Below are 17,090 nucleotides of genomic sequence, written 5' to 3' on the forward strand. Positions count from 1 at the left end.
CGCCAGAATTGAGGCGTTTGTAGATGGGGCTCAGGCTCTTGTGCAGATCCTTGTAGACGTCGAAGACCTCGTCATAGGTGGCCCGGTTGGCCGACGACGGCTCGAAGACGTGGTCCTGGCGCATCAGGGCCGGGATCTCGGCGAAGGTGACCAGCCCGGCGCCGACCGCGCCGATCCAGCCCGCGCCGCGGGCGTTGACGGCCACCGGCTGCGCGTCGCGGCGGATCTGCACCCCGAGCACATCGGCGAAAATCTGGCACCACGAGTTCGACTGCGCGCCGCCGCCGGTGATGACCATCGAGGTGACGGGTGAGCCGAGGAATCGGTCGACCGACTTGGCCAGCCAGCGGGTGTTCAGCGCCACCCCCTCGAAGACTGCCCGCAGCAGGTCGGATCGGGTGGTGTCCAAGGAGATGTTGAAGAACCCGGCCCGCAGGCTCAGCTCGTCGACGGGTGCGCGTTCGCCGTAAAGCCATGGGGTGTAAAGCACTCCGTTGGCACCCGCGGGCACCGTCGGGATGATGGCGTCGAACGCGTCATAGATGGTGCCCTCGTCGCGGGGCAGGTGCCCGGCGCCGATGAGCGGGTCGTCGTATTCGACGACTTTTTCCCGCAGCCAGGTCAGGTTGGCTCCGGCCGTGGCCTGCAGCGCGGTCATCAGATAGCGATCGGGAATCGCGCACGGCACGGAGGCGATCTGTGCGCGCGCATCGGTTTTCTTGCGTTTGACGTGTGCGGCGATCCACGAAGAGGTACCCAGATAAAGATGGGGTTGATTGTCTGCGGTGGTGCCTGCGCCCACGGCCGCGGCGGTGTTGTCGATCGCCCCGGCCACCACCTGAACCGTTTGCGGCAGGCCCAAATGGGCGGCGGCGTCAGGGGACAGGGTGCCGATGATGTCGGTGCAGGCGACGATCGGCGGCAGCTTGCCGGGATCGATTCCGCAGTCGGCGACCAGGGCCTTGGAGTAGCGGATCCTTGACGGTTTGCGGTTGTCGGTGACCCACGAGGTGAGGATCGAGTCGACGGTCGCGACCGTGCGGCCGGTCAGCTTGAGGTTGATCCAGTCAAGGACGTTGAGGAACGAGGCCGTCTGTTCGTAAACGGCGGGCATCTCGTCGCGCACCAGCAGCATGTGGGCGGCGGGGTCCTTGCCGGTGGCCGACGGCATGCCGCCGGTCAGGCGCAGCCAGCGCACGATGCGGCGCAACGAGATGCCATCGATGGAAGGGAATCCGGCGAACTGGCGGCGCAGGTTGGCCGCCCCGCGCATGTCGAGCCAGCTGATGCATTGGGTCAGCGGGTTTCCGGCCTTGTCGACGGCGATGGTGCCCTCGCCCTGGGTGGACGAGCACACCGTGGTGACCGCGCGCAGGTGCTCCGGGTGGGCGCGGCCGAGGTCGGCCACCACCTCGCGCAGCGCTTCCCACCAGGCGACCGGGTCCTGCTCCGCGCCGCCGCCGGGCAGCACCTTCAGCGGCACCGGCCGCTGCGCCCAGCCGGTGATGGTGCCGTCGGCAGCGACCAGCGCAGCCTTCATCCCCGAGGTGCCGAGGTCGATCGCCAGCACCTGCTCGGCAACGGCATGCATCGATCAAACTCCTTCGACCTGCGCGAACACCTGGTCAAACCGGGCCAGCGCCTGGTCGATCACATCATCGGTATCGGCCATCGAGGTGTACATCCGCGAACCGGCCAGGGTGATGATGCCGTGTGCGGTGTAGGCCGCGCCCATCTGCTCCATCAGCCGCTTGCGTGTCTTGTTCTCCTTGAGCAGCTTAAGCGGGTTGCGCATGTCCATCAGCATCACACCGCTGCACTCCAGGTGGACGATGGAACCCTGGTTGTAGGCGACATAGGGCAGGCCGTACTTGTCGATGAGGCGCTGCAGGCCGCGGGTGAGCCGGTCGCCGGCCGCGCCCGCGATCACCGGCGCGTTGGTGCGGGCCATCTCCTCGATGGCGAAGTATCCGGCCGCGCACGACAGCGGGTTGGCCGACAGCGTTCCGCCGACCTGGATGTGCGCGCCGCTCTTGCCGTCCAGGCCGGAACCGAAGCACGCCATGACCTCCGCGCGCCCGCCGACCCCACCGGCCATCGGGTAGCCGCCGGAGACCGCCTTGCCGAAGACGGTCAGGTCGGGGGTGACCCCGAAGTAGCCCGCCGCGCCGCCCATGCCGACCCGGAACCCGGTGACCACCTCATCGAAGATCAGCAGTGCGCCGAACTGGTCGCACAGCCGGCGAACCTGAGCGTTGAAATCCTTGGGCACCGGGCGGGTGCCCGACTCCGGGCCGAGCGGCTCGACGATGACCGCCGCGGTGCCGCCGCGGAGACGGTTCTCGATGAGCTTGCGCTTGAGCTGGCCGAGGGCGTGCGGGAACGACTCGCGGGTGCTAAACGTTGCCCCGAAAGGGATTCCCTTGGCGTTCATCCGGAAGGTGCCCGGCACCCGCAGCCCATAGACCATCGTGTCGGACCACCCGTGATAGGCGCCGCCGACCTTGATCACCATTTTCTTTCCTGTGTACGCACGCGCGCCCCGCACCGCGGCCATAACGGCTTCCGTGCCCGAGCCGAGCGAACGGTACATCTCGATGTGCGGCATGTGCCGGTTGATGATCTCGGCCAGCTTCAGCTCGTACTCGTGGAACAGCCCTGTCACCGGGCCGGACTCCCGGATCACCTCCGCGACCTGCTCGTTGACCGGGCCGTAGTTGCTGCCCAGGATCGTCGGGCCGCCCGCCTGCAGGAAATCGATGTAGGTGTTGCCGTCGCGGTCGGTCAGGTAAGCCCCCTCCGCCTTGTCGATCGCGAGCGGGAACGGATAGTTGAACGCCAGATTGTGTTGCACCCCACCGGGAATACGCATCTTCGCCCGGTCGGTGATCTCCTTGCTCGCCTGGCATTTGGTGTCGAAGTAAGCCAGCACGTCGAGCATCGCGTCGTGGCGCAGGCCGCGTACCGGCTGGGCCACCAGCGCCTTGAGCCGCCGCATGGTGTCGTCGACGTCCAGATACTCGCTGATCGCATACCCGTGCTCAGGGGTCTTCGGCTGGGCCGCCGCCACCGCGTCGGCGCTGGGCAGCGCCTCGGCTTCGGGCACCCTTACCGGCTCGACCGCCTCGGTGATCTGCGCCGCGATCCGCTTTTCGTCCTTGCGCAGCTTGCTGAAGGCGACCTCGCGGATCGCGGTCGGGATCGTGTAAACCTTGCCGGCCTCGGTGGTCAGCGCCAGCAGGTAGGCCAGGGAAACCTTCTCCAGCAACGCCATGTTGAACACGGCCCGGTCCGGGTCGGTGCCCAGCGCGACTATGCCGTGATTGGCGATGATGAACGCGTTGTCGCCGCTGGTGACCTTCTTCTGCACGTTCTTGGCCAGGAATCCGGTGCCCGACGGCGCATAGTCGATGATCGCGACCTGGCGGCCGAGGAAACGCACCTGCTCGTCGGTGAGCGCCGGGATCGGCTTGCGCAGAAAAGCCAGCGCGGAAGCGTAAGGCTGGTGGGTGTGCACGATGGCGTTGACGTCGGGACGCTCCCGGTAGATGTTGGCGTGCATCCCGCACTCGATCGACGGCACCAGACCGAGGGCGCCCGGGTCGTCCGGCACATGCTTGCCGTCGAAGTCGACGATGCAGATGTCCTGCACCCGCATCCGGTTGTAGTCGTAGTTGCTCGGCGTCACCGCGTAGAGCCGGTGGCCGGGGATACGAACCGAGATGTTGCCTTCGGTGGCCTTCAGGTAGCCGCGTTCCAGCATCGTCTTGCACATGTCAACGACGTGCTGGCGGGAGGAGAAATACCGCACTCAGCCATCCTCTCTCGGCCCAGGTGACAGATCACCATCCCCGAAACAGCGGGAAAGGCCACGTCGTTTAGCACCGCGTGCCAAAATTGCGCCCGTGAGCGCGACTCCGGTTTCCCCCACCCCGTGGCAGCACCTGCCCGTGGAGATCGCCGCGGCCATGCGGCCACACCTTCACGCCACGGTGCAGGCCGTCGCCGACGCGGTGACCGAGGCCACCCCTGCCTTCGCCGCCATCGCCGACTCGAAGGTCCAGCGCGACCTGCGTACAGCCGTCCAGGTGGCCTTCGAGCGTTTCCTCGACCTCATCGGCACCGACGAGCCCGCGCTGCCGCCGCCGGTACGCGACGTGTTCGTCGCCCTCGGGGCCGCCGAAGCGCGCGAGGATCGCGGGCCCGAGGCGCTGCTGGCCGCGTTCAGAACCGCGTCGCGGCTGATGTTCCGGGTGGCGTCAGAATCGCTGGCCGAGGTCGGCCGGGTCGACACCGAGGTGCTCATCGACCTGTCCGACGCCACCAGCGCCTACGTCGACGAGCTGGCGGCGGCCAGCACGGATGGGTTCACCCTGCAGCTGCGCGAGCAGGCCGGCGAAGGTGACCGGCGCCGCCAGCGCCTGGCCGAGCTGCTGCTGCGCGGTAGCGCCCCGGTCAGCGTGGCGGCCGCGGCGGCGGCCGGGATCGGCTGGCACACGCTCGACGCCGTGGTGCCCGTGGTCCTGCCGCCGGACCAGGCGCGCGATGCCCGCTTCCGGTACGGCGCCGAGGGCGTGGTCGCCGAGCGCGGCCGCGACGCGGTGCTGTTGCTGCGGGAAGGCCCCCGCGCCACCCGGGCGCAGCTGGCCGAAGCCCTGCGCGGGCGCGGCGCGGTGGTCGGCCCGATGCTCGGCTGGGCCCAGGTCCCCGAAGCGGTGCGGCTGGCCGAGCTGACCGCTGAGCTGATCGGGCCCGATCCCGGCCCGGTCTTCACCGACGATCATCTGAGCACCCTCGCTGTACGCGGCGAGCCCGGCGCGCTCGCGGTGCTTTCCGCCCGCCGCCTTGCCCCGCTGACGCACCTGTCGCCCTCGCGGCGCGACGGCCTGCTGGTGACGCTGCAAAGCTGGCTGCGCCATTGGGGTTCGCGCACAGCGGTGTCGGCGGAGCTGTTCGTCCACCCGCAGACCGTTAGCTACCGCCTCAACCGCCTACGCGAACTACTCGGCGACGACCTCGACGACCCCACCGCCCGCTTCGAACTCCAACTGGTCCTAGCCTTCCGCCAACCCGCTCCGTAACCCACTTTCACCCTCGGCGTCTACGCGGCCGATCGCGCTGACCGCGGCCGGCTTCGGTAGGTGCGGTCTGGAATCGGCGATCGCTGGCTGGCGGCAATCTCCGAAAATCGCGCCAGACGCAAAGTACCGTGCGCACACACTCCTGCCAGGCCCTTCCATTGGTGCGGGGCTAGGCTTGGCGCGGGCTACTGTGCGGTCGCTTCCTGGAGCGGGGCGAGCTGGTTGGGGGAGGGGACTCGGCCGGGTAGGCGGGCGGCGAGGAAGATGCCGGGCACCGCGATGGCGGCCATGGCGGCCAGGGCCAGATACGGCTGGCCGATCAGCACCTGCACCACCAGCACCAGCACCACTCCGCCCAGGTTGCCGGCGAGCATCAGGAAGCCGGCCGTGGTGGCCGCCCGGGTCGGCCCGGCGTCCAATTCGGACCAGTCCAGGGCGATGGGCAGCCCGGCGAGAAGGAAGAAACCCTCCACAGCCAAGGCGAACCCGGTGAACCACACGTTGTTCACCAGCGCGATCGAGCTGAAGGTGAGCACGGTGACGGCGGTGGTGGCGATGAGCATGGTGCGGCGGCGGTTGCGCTTGGCGGCCACCCCGGGCAGCACCGCGGCACCGGCGATGCCGGCCAGTGTCGCCACGGCGATGAGCGTGCCCGCCACGCCCGGCTGGCCGATCGCGGTGAGGATGGTGTCCAGCCAGGTGGCCAGCGCGTTGAACACACCTACCCCGATGAAAAGCAGACCGGCCAGACGCCACATGAGCGGGTTATTGCGCAGCCATTTCAGCGACGTTGCGGTCGCCTCGGAGGCGAACGCCGGTCGCGCTCGCAGGCTGATCAGCACCATCAGCGCGGCGAACACCGCGACCGCGGCGTGGATGCCCAGCACCAGCTTCAGGCCGCCGGCGCTCAGCAGCGGCTCGCCGGTCATGGCGGCGATGAGGATGCCGACGAACTGTGCCGCGCTGGCCACGGAGATGGCCGCGGTGCGCTGTCCGGGCGGGAAGTAGCGGGCGGCGACCTTGGTGCTGGCGTTGAGCACGAGCGGCTGTCCCGCGGAGAGGACGACCTGTCCGATCAGCATCCATTGGTACGACGAAGGGTCAACCATGCGCAGGCACGCCCCGGCCGCGGTCAGGATCGCGCCGGCCGCGAGCGCGGCACCGTAGCGACGGTCCATCCAGCGGCCCGCCGGGATGGCCAGCAGCACGAACAGCAGCGGATTGATGACGGCGAGATCGCCGATGGCGGCCTCGGAAACCCCGAGCGCCTCATGGGCCTGCGCCGTGATCGGGGCGAACGTCAGCCACAGGATCTGGCTGCAGGCGACCAACAGGCCGAACGCCGCCAGCACGAGCCAGCGGCTGCGCCTTACCGGCGCCAGACTGTCTGCGACGGCTGTCGGGGCCATCTCGATCCCTCACTCACCTGAGCTCGCCGGTAGATGCCAAGCGAAGGCCGCGCCGTCGCGGGGCCATCATGATGCGAGGAACCGTGATAAGTCATTGTCTCGCCGCCACCGGGAATCGGCGCCGAAACTAGCATCACGTGCTAAATGTCGATGCCCAGCACGGGCAGGCACTCTTTGACGCCGGTCAGTTCGATGTCGTCGCGGCGGGCCCGTTCCCACGCTTCGCGGGTGAGCCGCCACTGCTGGATCTGCGCGGGCTCGCCGCGGCGGGTGTCCCAGTCCGTGCCGTTGGGCTGGTAGCCCAGGCCCCGGGAAATGTGATTGGACGCCTCGTTGTCGACGAAGGCGTCGCTGCCGGCTTCGCGTGCGCCCAACCCGGCGAAGGCCAGCTGCAGGATGGCCGCCCGCATTTCCTTGCCCAGCCCCTTTCCACGGTTCCCGGGGGCCAGCCACGAGAAGCTGGACACCGTGCCGAACCGCGCGAAGTTCTTGCCGATGAGGTCCTGCATGCCGACCGGCTTGCCGTCGACGAGCACGGCGAAGTAGAGCCGCCACGAATCGGGGCTCATCCGGGAGCGGCCGGCCCAGATGCCGCGCAGCCATTGCCATTCGCGTTCGGGGCTGTCGGCGTAGAACGAGATCGGGTCGTCGAACGGCCACGGCTCGGCGTCGGCGACCCCGGCCCGCACCAGCGGCACGAGACGTTCCAGCAGCTCGTCGGAGGCACCGGTCAGCGTCAGGCGCGGCGTGCGGACCTCGACGTTCAGCGGGGGATAGGTGTGGGCCACGCCCGGACGCTAGCCAGCCCGTTCGGCCGCCGCATCCGATTTTCCAGCGTCGCCTGGCATTGAAGTGAACTTGGTAGATGTCTTGACGGTGATGTGCCATCGTGTTCATGCTTTGTGGAATATGTTTGATTGAGTTCTGCTCGCTACGGATGCGGCGATCTTCTGGCGAGCACCCGACATCGGAGTGACGATGACCGTCCCCCTGAACCGGATCGCCGCGATCGCTGCCACAGTCCTTCTCGCAACGCTGATGGTGCCCGCGTCCAGCCAAGCCGCCGTGCCCGACTACACCACGGCCGAAGCCGGCAACCCGATCGCCGACGGCTGGTACGCCGACCCCGACATCGCCGTCTACAACAACACCTACTGGATCTATCCGACCACCTCGAAGGCTTACGCCCAGCAGACCTATTTGGACGCCTTCTCCTCGCCAGATCTGATCACCTGGACCAAGCACAGCAACATCCTCACCACCGCAAGGGTTTCGTGGGCCTCCTACGCCATGTGGGCGCCGGCGCCCGTACAGCGGAACGGGAAGTACTATCTCTACTTCGCCGCCAACGACATCCAGAACAACACCAGCACCGGCGGCATCGGCGTGGCGGTGGCGGATCAGCCGCAGGGGCCGTATTCCGACGCGCTTGGCCGCCCTCTGATCGGCCAGTTCCACAATGGAGCCCAGCCCATCGATCAGGATGTTTTCATTGACGATGACGGCCAGGCCTATATGTACTACGGCGGCTGGGGTCACGCCAACGTGGTCAAGCTGAACCCCGACATGATCAGCCTCGGCGCCTTCAGCGATGGCAGCACCTACAAGGAGATCACGCCGTCGGGTTACGTCGAGGGCGCACAGATGTTCAAGCGCAACGGGAAGTATTACCTGATGTGGTCGGAAGGCGCGTGGACCGGGCCGGACTACTCGGTCTCCTATGCCATGGCCGCCTCGCCCACCGGTCCATTCACCAAATTGGACAAGGTGCTCGCGCAGGACTCGGCCGTGGCGAAGGGATCGGGGCACAACTCGGTGGTGAATGTGCCCGGCACCGATATCTGGTACATCGTCTATCATCGGCGGCCGTTGAGCGAGACCGACGGCAATCACCGCCAGCTGGCCTACGACCGCATGTACTTCAACGCCGACGGCACCATAGCCCGGGTCGCCATGCGGGTCAAAGACAACTTCGCCGACGCGAACGCGCTGGGCTGGAAGACCTATGGCGGATCCTGGTCGGTCACCGGCGGCAAGTATCAGGCGGGAAGCTCGCTTGGCGGGAAAGCCGTGCAGGACACCAGTTTCGGGGACTTCACCTATGACGCGGAGGTGACGGTCACGTCGGGTGGCGGCGATGCGGGCCTTGTCTTCCGGGTGACCTCACCGGCCACCGGAGCCGACAGCTACAACGGGTACTACGCGGGAATCAGCCCGGCCGGACGGGTCGTCCTCGGCCGGGCCGGCAACTCGTGGACACAGCTTCAGGCAACGGCGATGACCGTGACTGTCGGCACCTCCTATCGCTTGCGGGTGACCGCCATCGGCGCGTCGCTCAAGGTCTATGTCGACGACCTGGTCAACCCGAAAATTAGCGTCACCGACGCCACTTACCCGCGCGGGGCGCACGGCGTGCGGGTGTTCAATGCCGCCGCTTCCTTCGACAACACGGCAATCGGACCAGCCACCGGACCTGGGGTCAACCTCGCTTTAGGACGGCCGGCCACCGGTACCACATCATGCGTTGCCTCCGAAGGCCCGGACAAGGCGGTCAACGGCAGCGTCAGCGGCGGTAACTCCGACAAGTTCTGCTCGGCGGCCACGGGCGCCTGGCTTCGGGTCGACCTGGGATCGGTTCAGGCCATCGGCCGTTTCGAGGTGGCCCACGCCCAGGCGGGCGGGGAAGCGGCATCGCTGAACACGAAGGCCTACACCATCACCGTGTCGAACGACGGCATCACCTGGACACAGGCGGTCGCGGTCAGCAACAACACCGCGGCGAACACCACCCACGCGGTCAGCGCGGTCAGCGGCCGCTACATCCAGCTCAATGTCAGCGTTCCCACCCAAAGCTCCGGTGGGGCCACCCGAATCTACGAACTGCGCGCCTTCGCTTAGGAAGCGTCGCCGCGGGCCGGCGCCTATGCCCGGCCCGCGGCGATCGCCGCCTGCAGCGATTGCTTGTAGGCGTTGCTGGTGTAGGTGGCCCCGGAGACGGTGGCGACACTCGCGCTCTGCGCGGTCAGCACCTCTTGGCGCAGCTTCGGAATGGCCCTGGCGTTGATGCGGCCCGTCTCCCCGCCGGTCGGATAGGTCGCCGTCACATCCGTAATTTTCCCGCCGCCAACCACGATCGTGACTTTGATCGTCCCGTACCGCTGGGTCACCGCGGTGCCGGCAAAGGTGCCGTTCTTCAGGCCCGGACTGGTGGGCGGCGGCGCAGGTTTCGTCGTGGGCGCACCGGCCGGGGCCGCCGGCGCCGAGGGCTGACCTGGTGCCGAGGTGCCAGCCGGGCCGGGGCTGGCCGCAGCCTGCTCGCCCGGAGCGGCGCTTTCCAGGCCGGCTGGCGGATCCTGCTGTTCGGAGATGCCGACCGGCCGCGTGCCGAGCTTGGCACCGATCATGAGCGTGGTGCCCAGCGCCGTTCCCAGAACGGCGAGAATGGCACGGCGCATGGCGACCTCCGGTTTCAGAACTCGAACGGATCGAGATGGATCTGGCGCTTGGGAACACGGAGCTTCTTCAGGATGGTCTTCGATGCGTCCACCAGGCCACGCGGCCCGCACAGGAACACGTCCCGGCGGGTCAGGTCGGGCACGAGGTCGCGCATTCCGTTGGGGGTGAACAGGTATCGCGGCCCGGGATCGTCGCGGCTGCCCAGCACGTACCAGATGTAAGCCCGCCGTTCCTGGGCTATCCAGTCCAGCTCCTCGCGGAAGAGGACCTCCCGCTCGCTGCCCGCGCGATAGATCATGATGGTGCCGGAGGGCAGATCCTCAAGCAGCGCCCGAATCGGGGCGATGCCGCTGCCGCCCGCGATGAGCAGCGCCCGCCGTTTGACACTGCGGTCGGCGGTGAAGACGCCCGAAGGGCCTTCGGCGAAGACCCGCACGCCGGGGCGCAGCCGCTGAAGGTCGCGGGTATGGTCGCCGACCACCTTGACCGTCAACCGCAGCCATTCGTTGTTCGGCGCGGCCGAAAGCGAGAACGGGTGGGCCTGCCACCAGCAGCCCTTCATGAAGAAGCGCCAGCGGAAATATTGCCCGGCCCGTGCCCTCATCCCGCCGAGCCCGCTGCCGCCGATGTATATGGAGATCATGCCCGGCGCTTCTTGCACCACGTCCACGACTTTGAGCCGGTGCCGTACGTTGAGCACGATCGGCCCGAATACCCGGCCCCAGGCCAGGCAGGCCAGCACGAAGACGTACAGGCCGTTCCAGTAGACGCGGCCGAAGCCGGGGTTCATCAGCTCCTGGCCCGCCGAGAATTGATGGGCGTAGCCGCCAACCACCACCAGGTAGCTGGTCAGGTGCAGGTAGTACCACTTCTCGTACGACATCAGCCGGCGCAGGCCGCGGATCGACATGACTGCCACCGCGACGAGCAGGGCGGTGGCGAGGGTCGCGGTGATCATGTCGAAGTCCGACGAGACCATCGACCAGGTCTCACGCAGAAACGACACCTCGGACCCGGACGCGTAGCCGGCAATGGTGGCCACCACGTGGGCCAGGATCGCGATGAGCAGGTAGCCGCCGAGCTCGCGATGCCAGATGAGCAGATCGTGCGCGCCGATCCAGCGCTCCAGCCAACCCACCCGGCTCATCAGCAGTACCTGAAACAGCAGCACGAAACCGCCGACCATGCCGGTGATCCGGCCGATGGCCAGGAAGATCCCGGACAGATCGGTGATCGATTCCGCGGGGGAGTTCAGCCACCACAGCTCGAGGCTGGTCGCCAGGGCGAACCAGAACAGGATCGCGAAGAAGGTGCGCCCGGCCGCGGCGGTCGAGTCCAGCGGCGGCGAGCCCGGGAGAGGCGCTGGCGGCAACATCTCCGGGTGCGGGTCGTGCGCCCAGCCCCCGTCGGCCCATTGCGCGTCAAAGGAACGGCGGGCGCTGACTATCGGATGGACATCGGTGTATCCGTTGCGGAGGCTGTCGAGCCAACGCGCCTCAGCTGCCCGCTCCCGTTCGTCTCGCCTCATTGCAGTACTTGCTATCAGCATTCAGCCTTCGGGCACAAGGAGATGAGCGCATTGCTACGGACACGGTCCGGCTCCTCACCCAATGTGTTCGGTCGATGCTGACTGGGCGCTCAGTCAAGCCTTGTCCAAAATGCTCGCCCGCGGGTATGTTCGGAAACGGCGTTTCGCTTTGGGAACCAAAGCAGCTCCCTGGGGAGGGTGGATGCGGATTCGGGCCGGCGGGGCGCTACTCGCTGCGATCGGGATAGGCGTGCTGATGACCGCGGTGATCGCCCTCAGCGACGGCTGGCTCACCCGGCCCGGCCTGTTGCCCGATGCGGGTCCGTCCTGGTATGTGTGGCAGCGGCCGCAGCGAAGCACCGCCATCATGGTCGGGGCGTGGACGCTGTATGCGCTGCACCAGATCGGTTTCTGGGCACTGATCTGGTATGGGCAGCATCGGGTGGGGAAATATTCGGCGAACCTGCACAAGGTCAATGCCTGGGCGCTGGCGTTCAACGCCGGCTTTGTGCTCCTGCATTTCCTTCAAACTCAGCTGTGGTACGACGCCCTGGCCCAGGATGTGTCGATCTGGTCGTCACAGTTCTCCGTGATCATCCTGCTGGTGTGGGTGCTGCTCATGGAAAACGACCGGCGCGGCCTGTTCTTCGGCAAGGTGGTCTCCACACCGGGCGGCGGTGGCGTGCGTGCGTGGGCCCGCAAGTACCACGGCTATTACTTCGCGTGGGCGGCCGTGTACACCTTCTGGTACCACCCGATGGAGACCACCACCGGTCACCTGGTCGGCTTCCTCTACATGTTCCTGATCCTGGTGCAGGGCAGCCTGTTCCTCACCCGCGCGCACACCAATCGCTGGTGGACAGTCACCCTGGAGGTGATGGTCCTGTTCCACGGCACGATCGTGGCCCTCAACAGCCCCAAGCAGCTGTGGTTCCAGTTCGGCTGGGGGTTCGCCACCATCTTCATCGTCACCCAGATGCACGGCCTGGGTTTGTCGCGCGGCGTCAAATGGGCCATCGCCGGCGCCTATGCGGGCTCGCTTGCCGTAGTCGTGGCGCTGCTCGGGCCGGGCAAGCTTGCCGTCCTGCCCAGGGTGCCCGCAGCGGAATACGCCGGGGTGTTCGTGCTTGCCACGCTGTTCGCCGTCGGGCTGTGGATTGCCAGGCGGGTCCGCTCCGTCGATGCGCCCGAGCAGGCCGGAGCCCGGCACTAAACGCCTTGGGTCGCCTCTGCTCGTCCTAAGTGGACGGAGCCTTGGATATCGTCAGACCCAACCACACCGGTTCGCGTTGACACCGGCCTGAAAGCGGCTGGCAGCGCCGAGCCGCTCGGTGAGGCTGGTCATCATGCGCTGGACGCTGCGCACCGACATCGCGAGCTTGCGGGCCGCGGATTCGTCGGTGTGGCCGGCCGCGAGCAGCTGAAGCAGCTCGCGCTCCTGCGGGGTGAGACCGTGCTCGTCGACGGGCATCTGGTCGCCGAACGCCGTGCCGATGTTCCACACCTGCTCAAAGAGCGCAACGAGACCGGCGAGAACCCCAGCGCTTTGCACTTCCAGGGCACCCAGCCGAGTGTCGGCCGGGTCGATCGGGATGAGCGCGACTTCACGATCGACAATGACCATGCGCATCGGGACGGTCGGGGTGGTCCGCGACCGGCCGCCTAGCCGTGCCATCCGGCGGGCATGGGCGACGGTGGCGGGATCGTTGCGGAAGCTGTCCTGATAGACGTTGCGGATTTGCACGCCGCGTTTCAGCGCGACCTCGTTGAGGTGCCCCTCCGCCTCGATGGTGTCCGGGCTCTGCCCGCCGCCGGTGGTGAAGGAAAGGCATTCCGTGTTTGCCGAATAGGCGAGTTCGGTCAGACGGTCGCGTACCGTTTCGAGCCCGGCGAGCCGACGGCCCTCGATGATGGGGTCCTGGTCACCATGGGCCGCAACGATCGAGGCGATGGCGGAGCGGGTCGCCTCGATCTGCCGCCGCCGCACCGCGGCTTCCGCCTCGACTTTGGTCAGCAGCGCGGTCAGCCCTGCCTGGGGCCGCACCACCCGGGTCAGGGCACCGGTGGGATCCATCCGGATCAACGCGAGATCCGCAAGCACATCCAAGGCCGCGCGCACCTCATGCTCCGTGATGCCCAGGTGTTCGGCTATTCCAGCCACATTGAGACAAGGTCGCTGCAACATAGCTCGGTATACGGCCTCGTGCTGTGCGGAAAGTCCAATCGCGTCCAGCATCGCTCCTCCTGGGAAATCGGCGACCTTCACTGTGCGGTGGCTTCGTTGGACGAAACGTGAAGGCGGCGCTGTCGGTGACGGTCACGGAGGAATCCCACACTCGCTCCTATCTCGACTGCGTCAAGGTCGACAGCATCGCGCGTGTTCAATGAAATACCGGTCCACCACGGATGCGCAACACGAGGGGCGGGTCGAATGTTGCTGTCGGGATCAAGGATGTCTGCGGCGGGTACACGCTAGGTCATACAAACTGCACGCACGATCAGACGATGCGCCACATGCGCAGCTGCGGGCTGCTGGCGATCGTCTTGGTGATCAGGCGGTGGAGGATGTCTGCGGCCTCTTTCGGGTCGCGGGTATCGATGAAGGCGAAAATGTCGGTACCGTGCGGATCCGCCCTGATGCGTACGTGCTCTACCCGATCGGCGGGCACGACATTCCCGTAGATCAGCTCTCGCAGCGCCAGCGGGTCGATGGCGGTCGACACCAATGGCGCAATGCGCAGGTAAGCGGCGACCATCACCCACCAGCCGGCGGCTCGGCGTGCCTTCGGCAGAGACGGTTAGGCGCGCATCGACCTGCAATCATCCGGTATAGGCGTCAACGGGGACGGTCTCGTCGCACTGGTCACGCACCGAATCGTTATGGGTGGCCATGACTACGCACGCTCCGTCGTCGGCCATGGCGCGCAGCAGGCCGGCCACCAATTCGGCGTTGAAACGGTCCAGGGCGCCCGTCGGCTCGTCGGCCAGGACGAGTCTGGGCTGCTTCACCAGTAGCCGGGCCACAGCTACCCGCTGTTGCTCTCCGCCGGACAGGCGGCTGACCTGTTCGCGTTGCCGACCGGCGAGCCCTACCTTTTCCAGCGCCTCCTCCATTGCCTGCTGCCCCTGCGCGCCGCGGCGGCCACGTGCCTTCAGCGCCACATTGAGGTTCTGCGCAATGGTCGCGTTTTCCACCAGGGCGTAGTTCTGGAAGAGATAGCCCAGCGAGTCTCGCCGCAAGCGCCTGGCCCCGGTGGCACTCAGCCCCGACAGCTCGCGGCCGTCGAGAAGAATCTCACCGGCCGTGGGCCGTTCCAGCAGCCCCAGGCAGCCGAGCAGAGTGGACTTGCCCGAGCCGCTAGGGCCGGTCAGGGCGACCATCCGGCCGGACTTCACGGACATATCAAGACCCGTCCATAAAACGCGCCGCCCGTAGGCCATCCTCAGGGAACGGGTTTCCAGCATCGCGGTCTCTGCTTTCGTCGCCATCATCTGTTATGCCTCACTCGCTCCAAGGTGGACAACACGGCGGTGGGTGCGTGCCAGCACCGCCAGGACACCGCCGGCCGTCACCAGCGCCGCTATGGCGATCGTCGCCCATTGGCCGGCTGTCATCGAGACGGGATCGATCGGCAAGGGAGTACCTGTCTGCCTATAGATTTCAAGTTCCTGGTTCTGCGACCACACCTGATAGGGCACCAGTCCGATCAGGACGGCGAGCACGGCGGCCTCGACGGCAAGGAGACTGCGGTGCGCCGCGGCGAAACGCCACCCGCTCACGTGACGTACAAAGATCAATTGTGAATTTCGCCTGGCATAGATCAAGACCACGCCGATGCCGGTGATGGCGAGGACCAGCAAGCCGAGCCCTGCGGTGAGCAAGGCAAGCCTGAACTCACGCACCAGGGTCTGTGTTTCGATGGCCACCTGTTCGGAGACCGGCACGACGGCCCGCACATACCTCTGCAGCTGCTCGTCACCGGCAACGGCCTCCTTCACCACGGATGGCGATGGGAAGAGAAGCTCTGCGGCCGATGCGAAGGCCGTGTAGGCATCGTCGCTCAGCAAGCCCTCCGCCGACGGGAACACGACGATCACCGGATCGGGCGCGTACGCCTGCGCGCTGGCCCACGAACCTGCGGACCCCTGGGCGGCGCTCGGCGCGCTGTAGGTGAAGAACTCTTGCCCGCCAGCCATTTCGAGCCGTATGCAAGCAACGCCTCGGGCATCCTCGCGCAACGCCGCGTCCAAGCCGAGATCCGGCACGATGTCTTCCCCCCGATCCCACAACGGGGGCGGGACCAATACGGCCAGACCATTCCCGGCGGCCTGCGCCGAATAGTTCCCACCGCCGGCAAGCCGAATCGGCTGATCCAGAAGGAAAGCATCGTTGACATACAGCACCCGGCGACCGTTCAGCACGGGATCGGCGCTCGCCAGGACCGCCTGGCCGGCTAGGACTATGTTGCGGTCACGGTCCTGCTGGCGCAACCAGGCACCGACCGACGCGGCCAAACGCGTCTGATCTTCAAGGGTGTAGGCATTGCCGAGGGAGACAGCCGAGGTGTCGCCCAGACGCTCGTACGTGTGGTAGGAACGCTCGCGTTGAGCCACATCGATGCCGGCGTCCAGCGCGGTCGCCATGGTGCCGACAGTGACGATCACGGCGGAGAATCGCAGCGCATAGGCCATGGCCGAAGCCGCCCGGCCGGGCAGCTCGCCCTTGAGCGCCGGCTGAATGCCCACCTGCATGATCAGTAGCAGTACGAGCGCGTTGGCGGCGAAGGCGATTGCCGTCAGCAAAAGGTCGATGAGCAGAGCTTGCAGAGCAAACGCCCCGAACGAAGCCAGGCCGTTGTAGAGCGCCAGCGCCAGCGACGTGCCCGCCGCCACCGCGGCTCCTGAGACGGCCCAGCCGATAACCCCCACCCGAAGGTCGGCCAGCAGCATGCTTGCATAGGAGAGCCCATGCAGCTGCGCTATGCCGTAAGACTTTGTGCCCGCGATCACGGCGGCGCCGACCACGGCAATCGAGAAGAAGACCATCATGGACAGCGCGAGAAATATCGCGGCGGGAATGCCACGCCACGTCCTGAGCTCGTCCACCTCGGCGGAAACGCCGTGTGAAGCGAAGAAGTCTTTTAGCTGGAAGGCTTTGGCGGCGTCTCCGAAGACCTCGTACCGCCCGACGGGAGTCCGATTTCCCAGCTGCGCGAAGTCGTCGATCCGGGTCGTCGTTGATTGGGTGAAGTCGCGATATCCACCCTCAAGCCAGTCCGATCCCCGCACCGATGGGTCGCCGTCAACCAGATACAGGTGGCGCATGGTATGCCGCTGATCGAAATCGACCACCTCCTGGCCGAAGGTGATCCTGTGTTCCTTGGCGAAGATCGCCGCCTGGATGCGAAGGTCGTCGAGAGCCGTGCTCCCGTCCCAGGCCGTCACGGTCAGCGACGCCCGGGCCGGCAAGGGAGATCCCTCGTCCCACTGCACGACCAGGACGAAGGCCAGGAACACCGCCGCTATCCAATTCGCCAGGTGCAGAAATCTCGCACTTCTGTTGATCACGGCTCGTCTCCGTTTGGGTAAGGCCTGCGGGCGGGCAACGCCCGCCCG

At 66.8% G+C, this 17,090-nt stretch carries 13 protein-coding genes; 3 read left to right on the forward strand and 10 right to left on the reverse strand.

Annotation, left to right across the window (positions count from 1 at the left end):
• A partial coding sequence (locus Rhe02_RS47720) for a xylulokinase (RefSeq protein ID WP_203915225.1) occupies window positions 1–1,591 on the reverse strand: 1,591 nt, incomplete at its 3' end.
• Window positions 1,592–1,594: 3 nt separating this feature from the next.
• Window positions 1,595–3,811, reverse strand: a complete 2,217-nt coding sequence (locus tag Rhe02_RS47725) for an aminotransferase class III-fold pyridoxal phosphate-dependent enzyme (protein ID WP_203915226.1) — start codon at window positions 3,809–3,811, stop codon at window positions 1,595–1,597.
• 94 nt (window positions 3,812–3,905) lie between these two features.
• On the opposite strand from Rhe02_RS47725, the gene Rhe02_RS47730 reads away from it, so the two are divergent.
• On the forward strand, window positions 3,906–5,081 hold the full coding sequence (locus Rhe02_RS47730) for a PucR family transcriptional regulator (protein WP_239124543.1): 1,176 nt from the start codon (window positions 3,906–3,908) through the stop codon (window positions 5,079–5,081).
• Window positions 5,082–5,266: 185 nt separating this feature from the next.
• Here the strand turns inward: Rhe02_RS47730 and Rhe02_RS47735 are convergent, their stop codons facing one another.
• Together Rhe02_RS47735 and Rhe02_RS47740 are read right to left on the reverse strand one after the other, a co-directional pair.
• Window positions 5,267–6,490 (reverse strand): MFS transporter, encoded by a 1,224-nt coding sequence (locus tag Rhe02_RS47735; RefSeq protein WP_203915227.1) that lies wholly within the window; start codon window positions 6,488–6,490, stop codon window positions 5,267–5,269.
• 140 nt (window positions 6,491–6,630) lie between these two features.
• Complete coding sequence (locus Rhe02_RS47740; protein WP_203915228.1) at window positions 6,631–7,278, reverse strand: GNAT family N-acetyltransferase; 648 nt, start codon at window positions 7,276–7,278, stop codon at window positions 6,631–6,633.
• A gap of 190 nt (window positions 7,279–7,468) precedes the next feature.
• Between Rhe02_RS47740 and Rhe02_RS47745 the strand changes: the two genes are divergently transcribed.
• Window positions 7,469–9,388 carry a family 43 glycosylhydrolase gene (locus tag Rhe02_RS47745; RefSeq protein ID WP_239124544.1) on the forward strand — a complete coding sequence of 640 codons (1,920 nt, stop codon included), beginning with the start codon at window positions 7,469–7,471 and terminating at the stop codon, window positions 9,386–9,388.
• Window positions 9,389–9,411: 23 nt separating this feature from the next.
• Here the strand turns inward: Rhe02_RS47745 and Rhe02_RS47750 are convergent, their stop codons facing one another.
• Together Rhe02_RS47750 and Rhe02_RS47755 are read right to left on the reverse strand one after the other, a co-directional pair.
• Window positions 9,412–9,945 (reverse strand): FMN-binding protein, encoded by a 534-nt coding sequence (locus tag Rhe02_RS47750; RefSeq protein ID WP_203915229.1) that lies wholly within the window; start codon window positions 9,943–9,945, stop codon window positions 9,412–9,414.
• A gap of 14 nt (window positions 9,946–9,959) precedes the next feature.
• Entirely contained in the window at window positions 9,960–11,474 is a 1,515-nt protein-coding gene (locus Rhe02_RS47755) for a ferredoxin reductase family protein (RefSeq protein WP_203915230.1), read from the reverse strand.
• A gap of 202 nt (window positions 11,475–11,676) precedes the next feature.
• On the opposite strand from Rhe02_RS47755, the gene Rhe02_RS47760 reads away from it, so the two are divergent.
• Window positions 11,677–12,687 (forward strand): hypothetical protein, encoded by a 1,011-nt coding sequence (locus Rhe02_RS47760; protein ID WP_203915231.1) that lies wholly within the window; start codon window positions 11,677–11,679, stop codon window positions 12,685–12,687.
• 51 nt (window positions 12,688–12,738) lie between these two features.
• On the opposite strand, the gene Rhe02_RS47765 is transcribed toward Rhe02_RS47760, so the two are convergent.
• The 4 genes from Rhe02_RS47765 to Rhe02_RS47780 all read right to left on the reverse strand — a co-directional run bounded on the left by Rhe02_RS47765 (window position 12,739) and on the right by Rhe02_RS47780 (window position 17,042).
• Window positions 12,739–13,710, reverse strand: a complete 972-nt coding sequence (locus Rhe02_RS47765; protein ID WP_203915232.1) for a helix-turn-helix transcriptional regulator — start codon at window positions 13,708–13,710, stop codon at window positions 12,739–12,741.
• A gap of 262 nt (window positions 13,711–13,972) precedes the next feature.
• Window positions 13,973–14,230, reverse strand: a complete 258-nt coding sequence (locus Rhe02_RS47770) for a hypothetical protein (RefSeq protein WP_203915236.1) — start codon at window positions 14,228–14,230, stop codon at window positions 13,973–13,975.
• Window positions 14,231–14,294: 64 nt separating this feature from the next.
• Entirely contained in the window at window positions 14,295–14,966 is a 672-nt protein-coding gene (locus tag Rhe02_RS47775) for an ABC transporter ATP-binding protein (protein ID WP_203915233.1), read from the reverse strand.
• Between the two features lie 3 nt (window positions 14,967–14,969).
• On the reverse strand, window positions 14,970–17,042 hold the full coding sequence (locus Rhe02_RS47780; protein WP_203915234.1) for a bacteriocin-associated integral membrane family protein: 2,073 nt from the start codon (window positions 17,040–17,042) through the stop codon (window positions 14,970–14,972).
• Between the last annotated feature and the right edge of the window lie 48 nt (window positions 17,043–17,090).

Origin of the sequence: Rhizocola hellebori, assembly GCF_016862955.1 — a bacterium.
GTDB classification, from domain to species: Bacteria; Actinomycetota; Actinomycetes; order Mycobacteriales; family Micromonosporaceae; genus Rhizocola; species Rhizocola hellebori.

Excerpts from the sequence above, each read along its gene's own strand:
- Rhe02_RS47735 (WP_203915227.1), bottom strand. The coding sequence starts at position 6,490 with ATGGCCCCGACAGCCGTCGCAGACAGTCTGGCGCCGGTAAGGCGCAGC.
- Rhe02_RS47755 (WP_203915230.1), bottom strand. The coding sequence starts at position 11,474 with ATGAGGCGAGACGAACGGGAGCGGGCAGCTGAGGCGCGTTGGCTCGAC.
- Rhe02_RS47765 (WP_203915232.1), bottom strand. The coding sequence starts at position 13,710 with ATGCTGGACGCGATTGGACTTTCCGCACAGCACGAGGCCGTATACCGA.
- Rhe02_RS47775 (WP_203915233.1), bottom strand. The coding sequence starts at position 14,966 with ATGATGGCGACGAAAGCAGAGACCGCGATGCTGGAAACCCGTTCCCTG.
- Rhe02_RS47745 (WP_239124544.1), top strand. The coding sequence starts at position 7,469 with ATGACCGTCCCCCTGAACCGGATCGCCGCGATCGCTGCCACAGTCCTT.
- Rhe02_RS47760 (WP_203915231.1), top strand. The coding sequence starts at position 11,677 with ATGCGGATTCGGGCCGGCGGGGCGCTACTCGCTGCGATCGGGATAGGC.
- Rhe02_RS47770 (WP_203915236.1), bottom strand. The coding sequence starts at position 14,230 with ATGGTCGCCGCTTACCTGCGCATTGCGCCATTGGTGTCGACCGCCATC.
- Rhe02_RS47750 (WP_203915229.1), bottom strand. The coding sequence starts at position 9,945 with ATGCGCCGTGCCATTCTCGCCGTTCTGGGAACGGCGCTGGGCACCACG.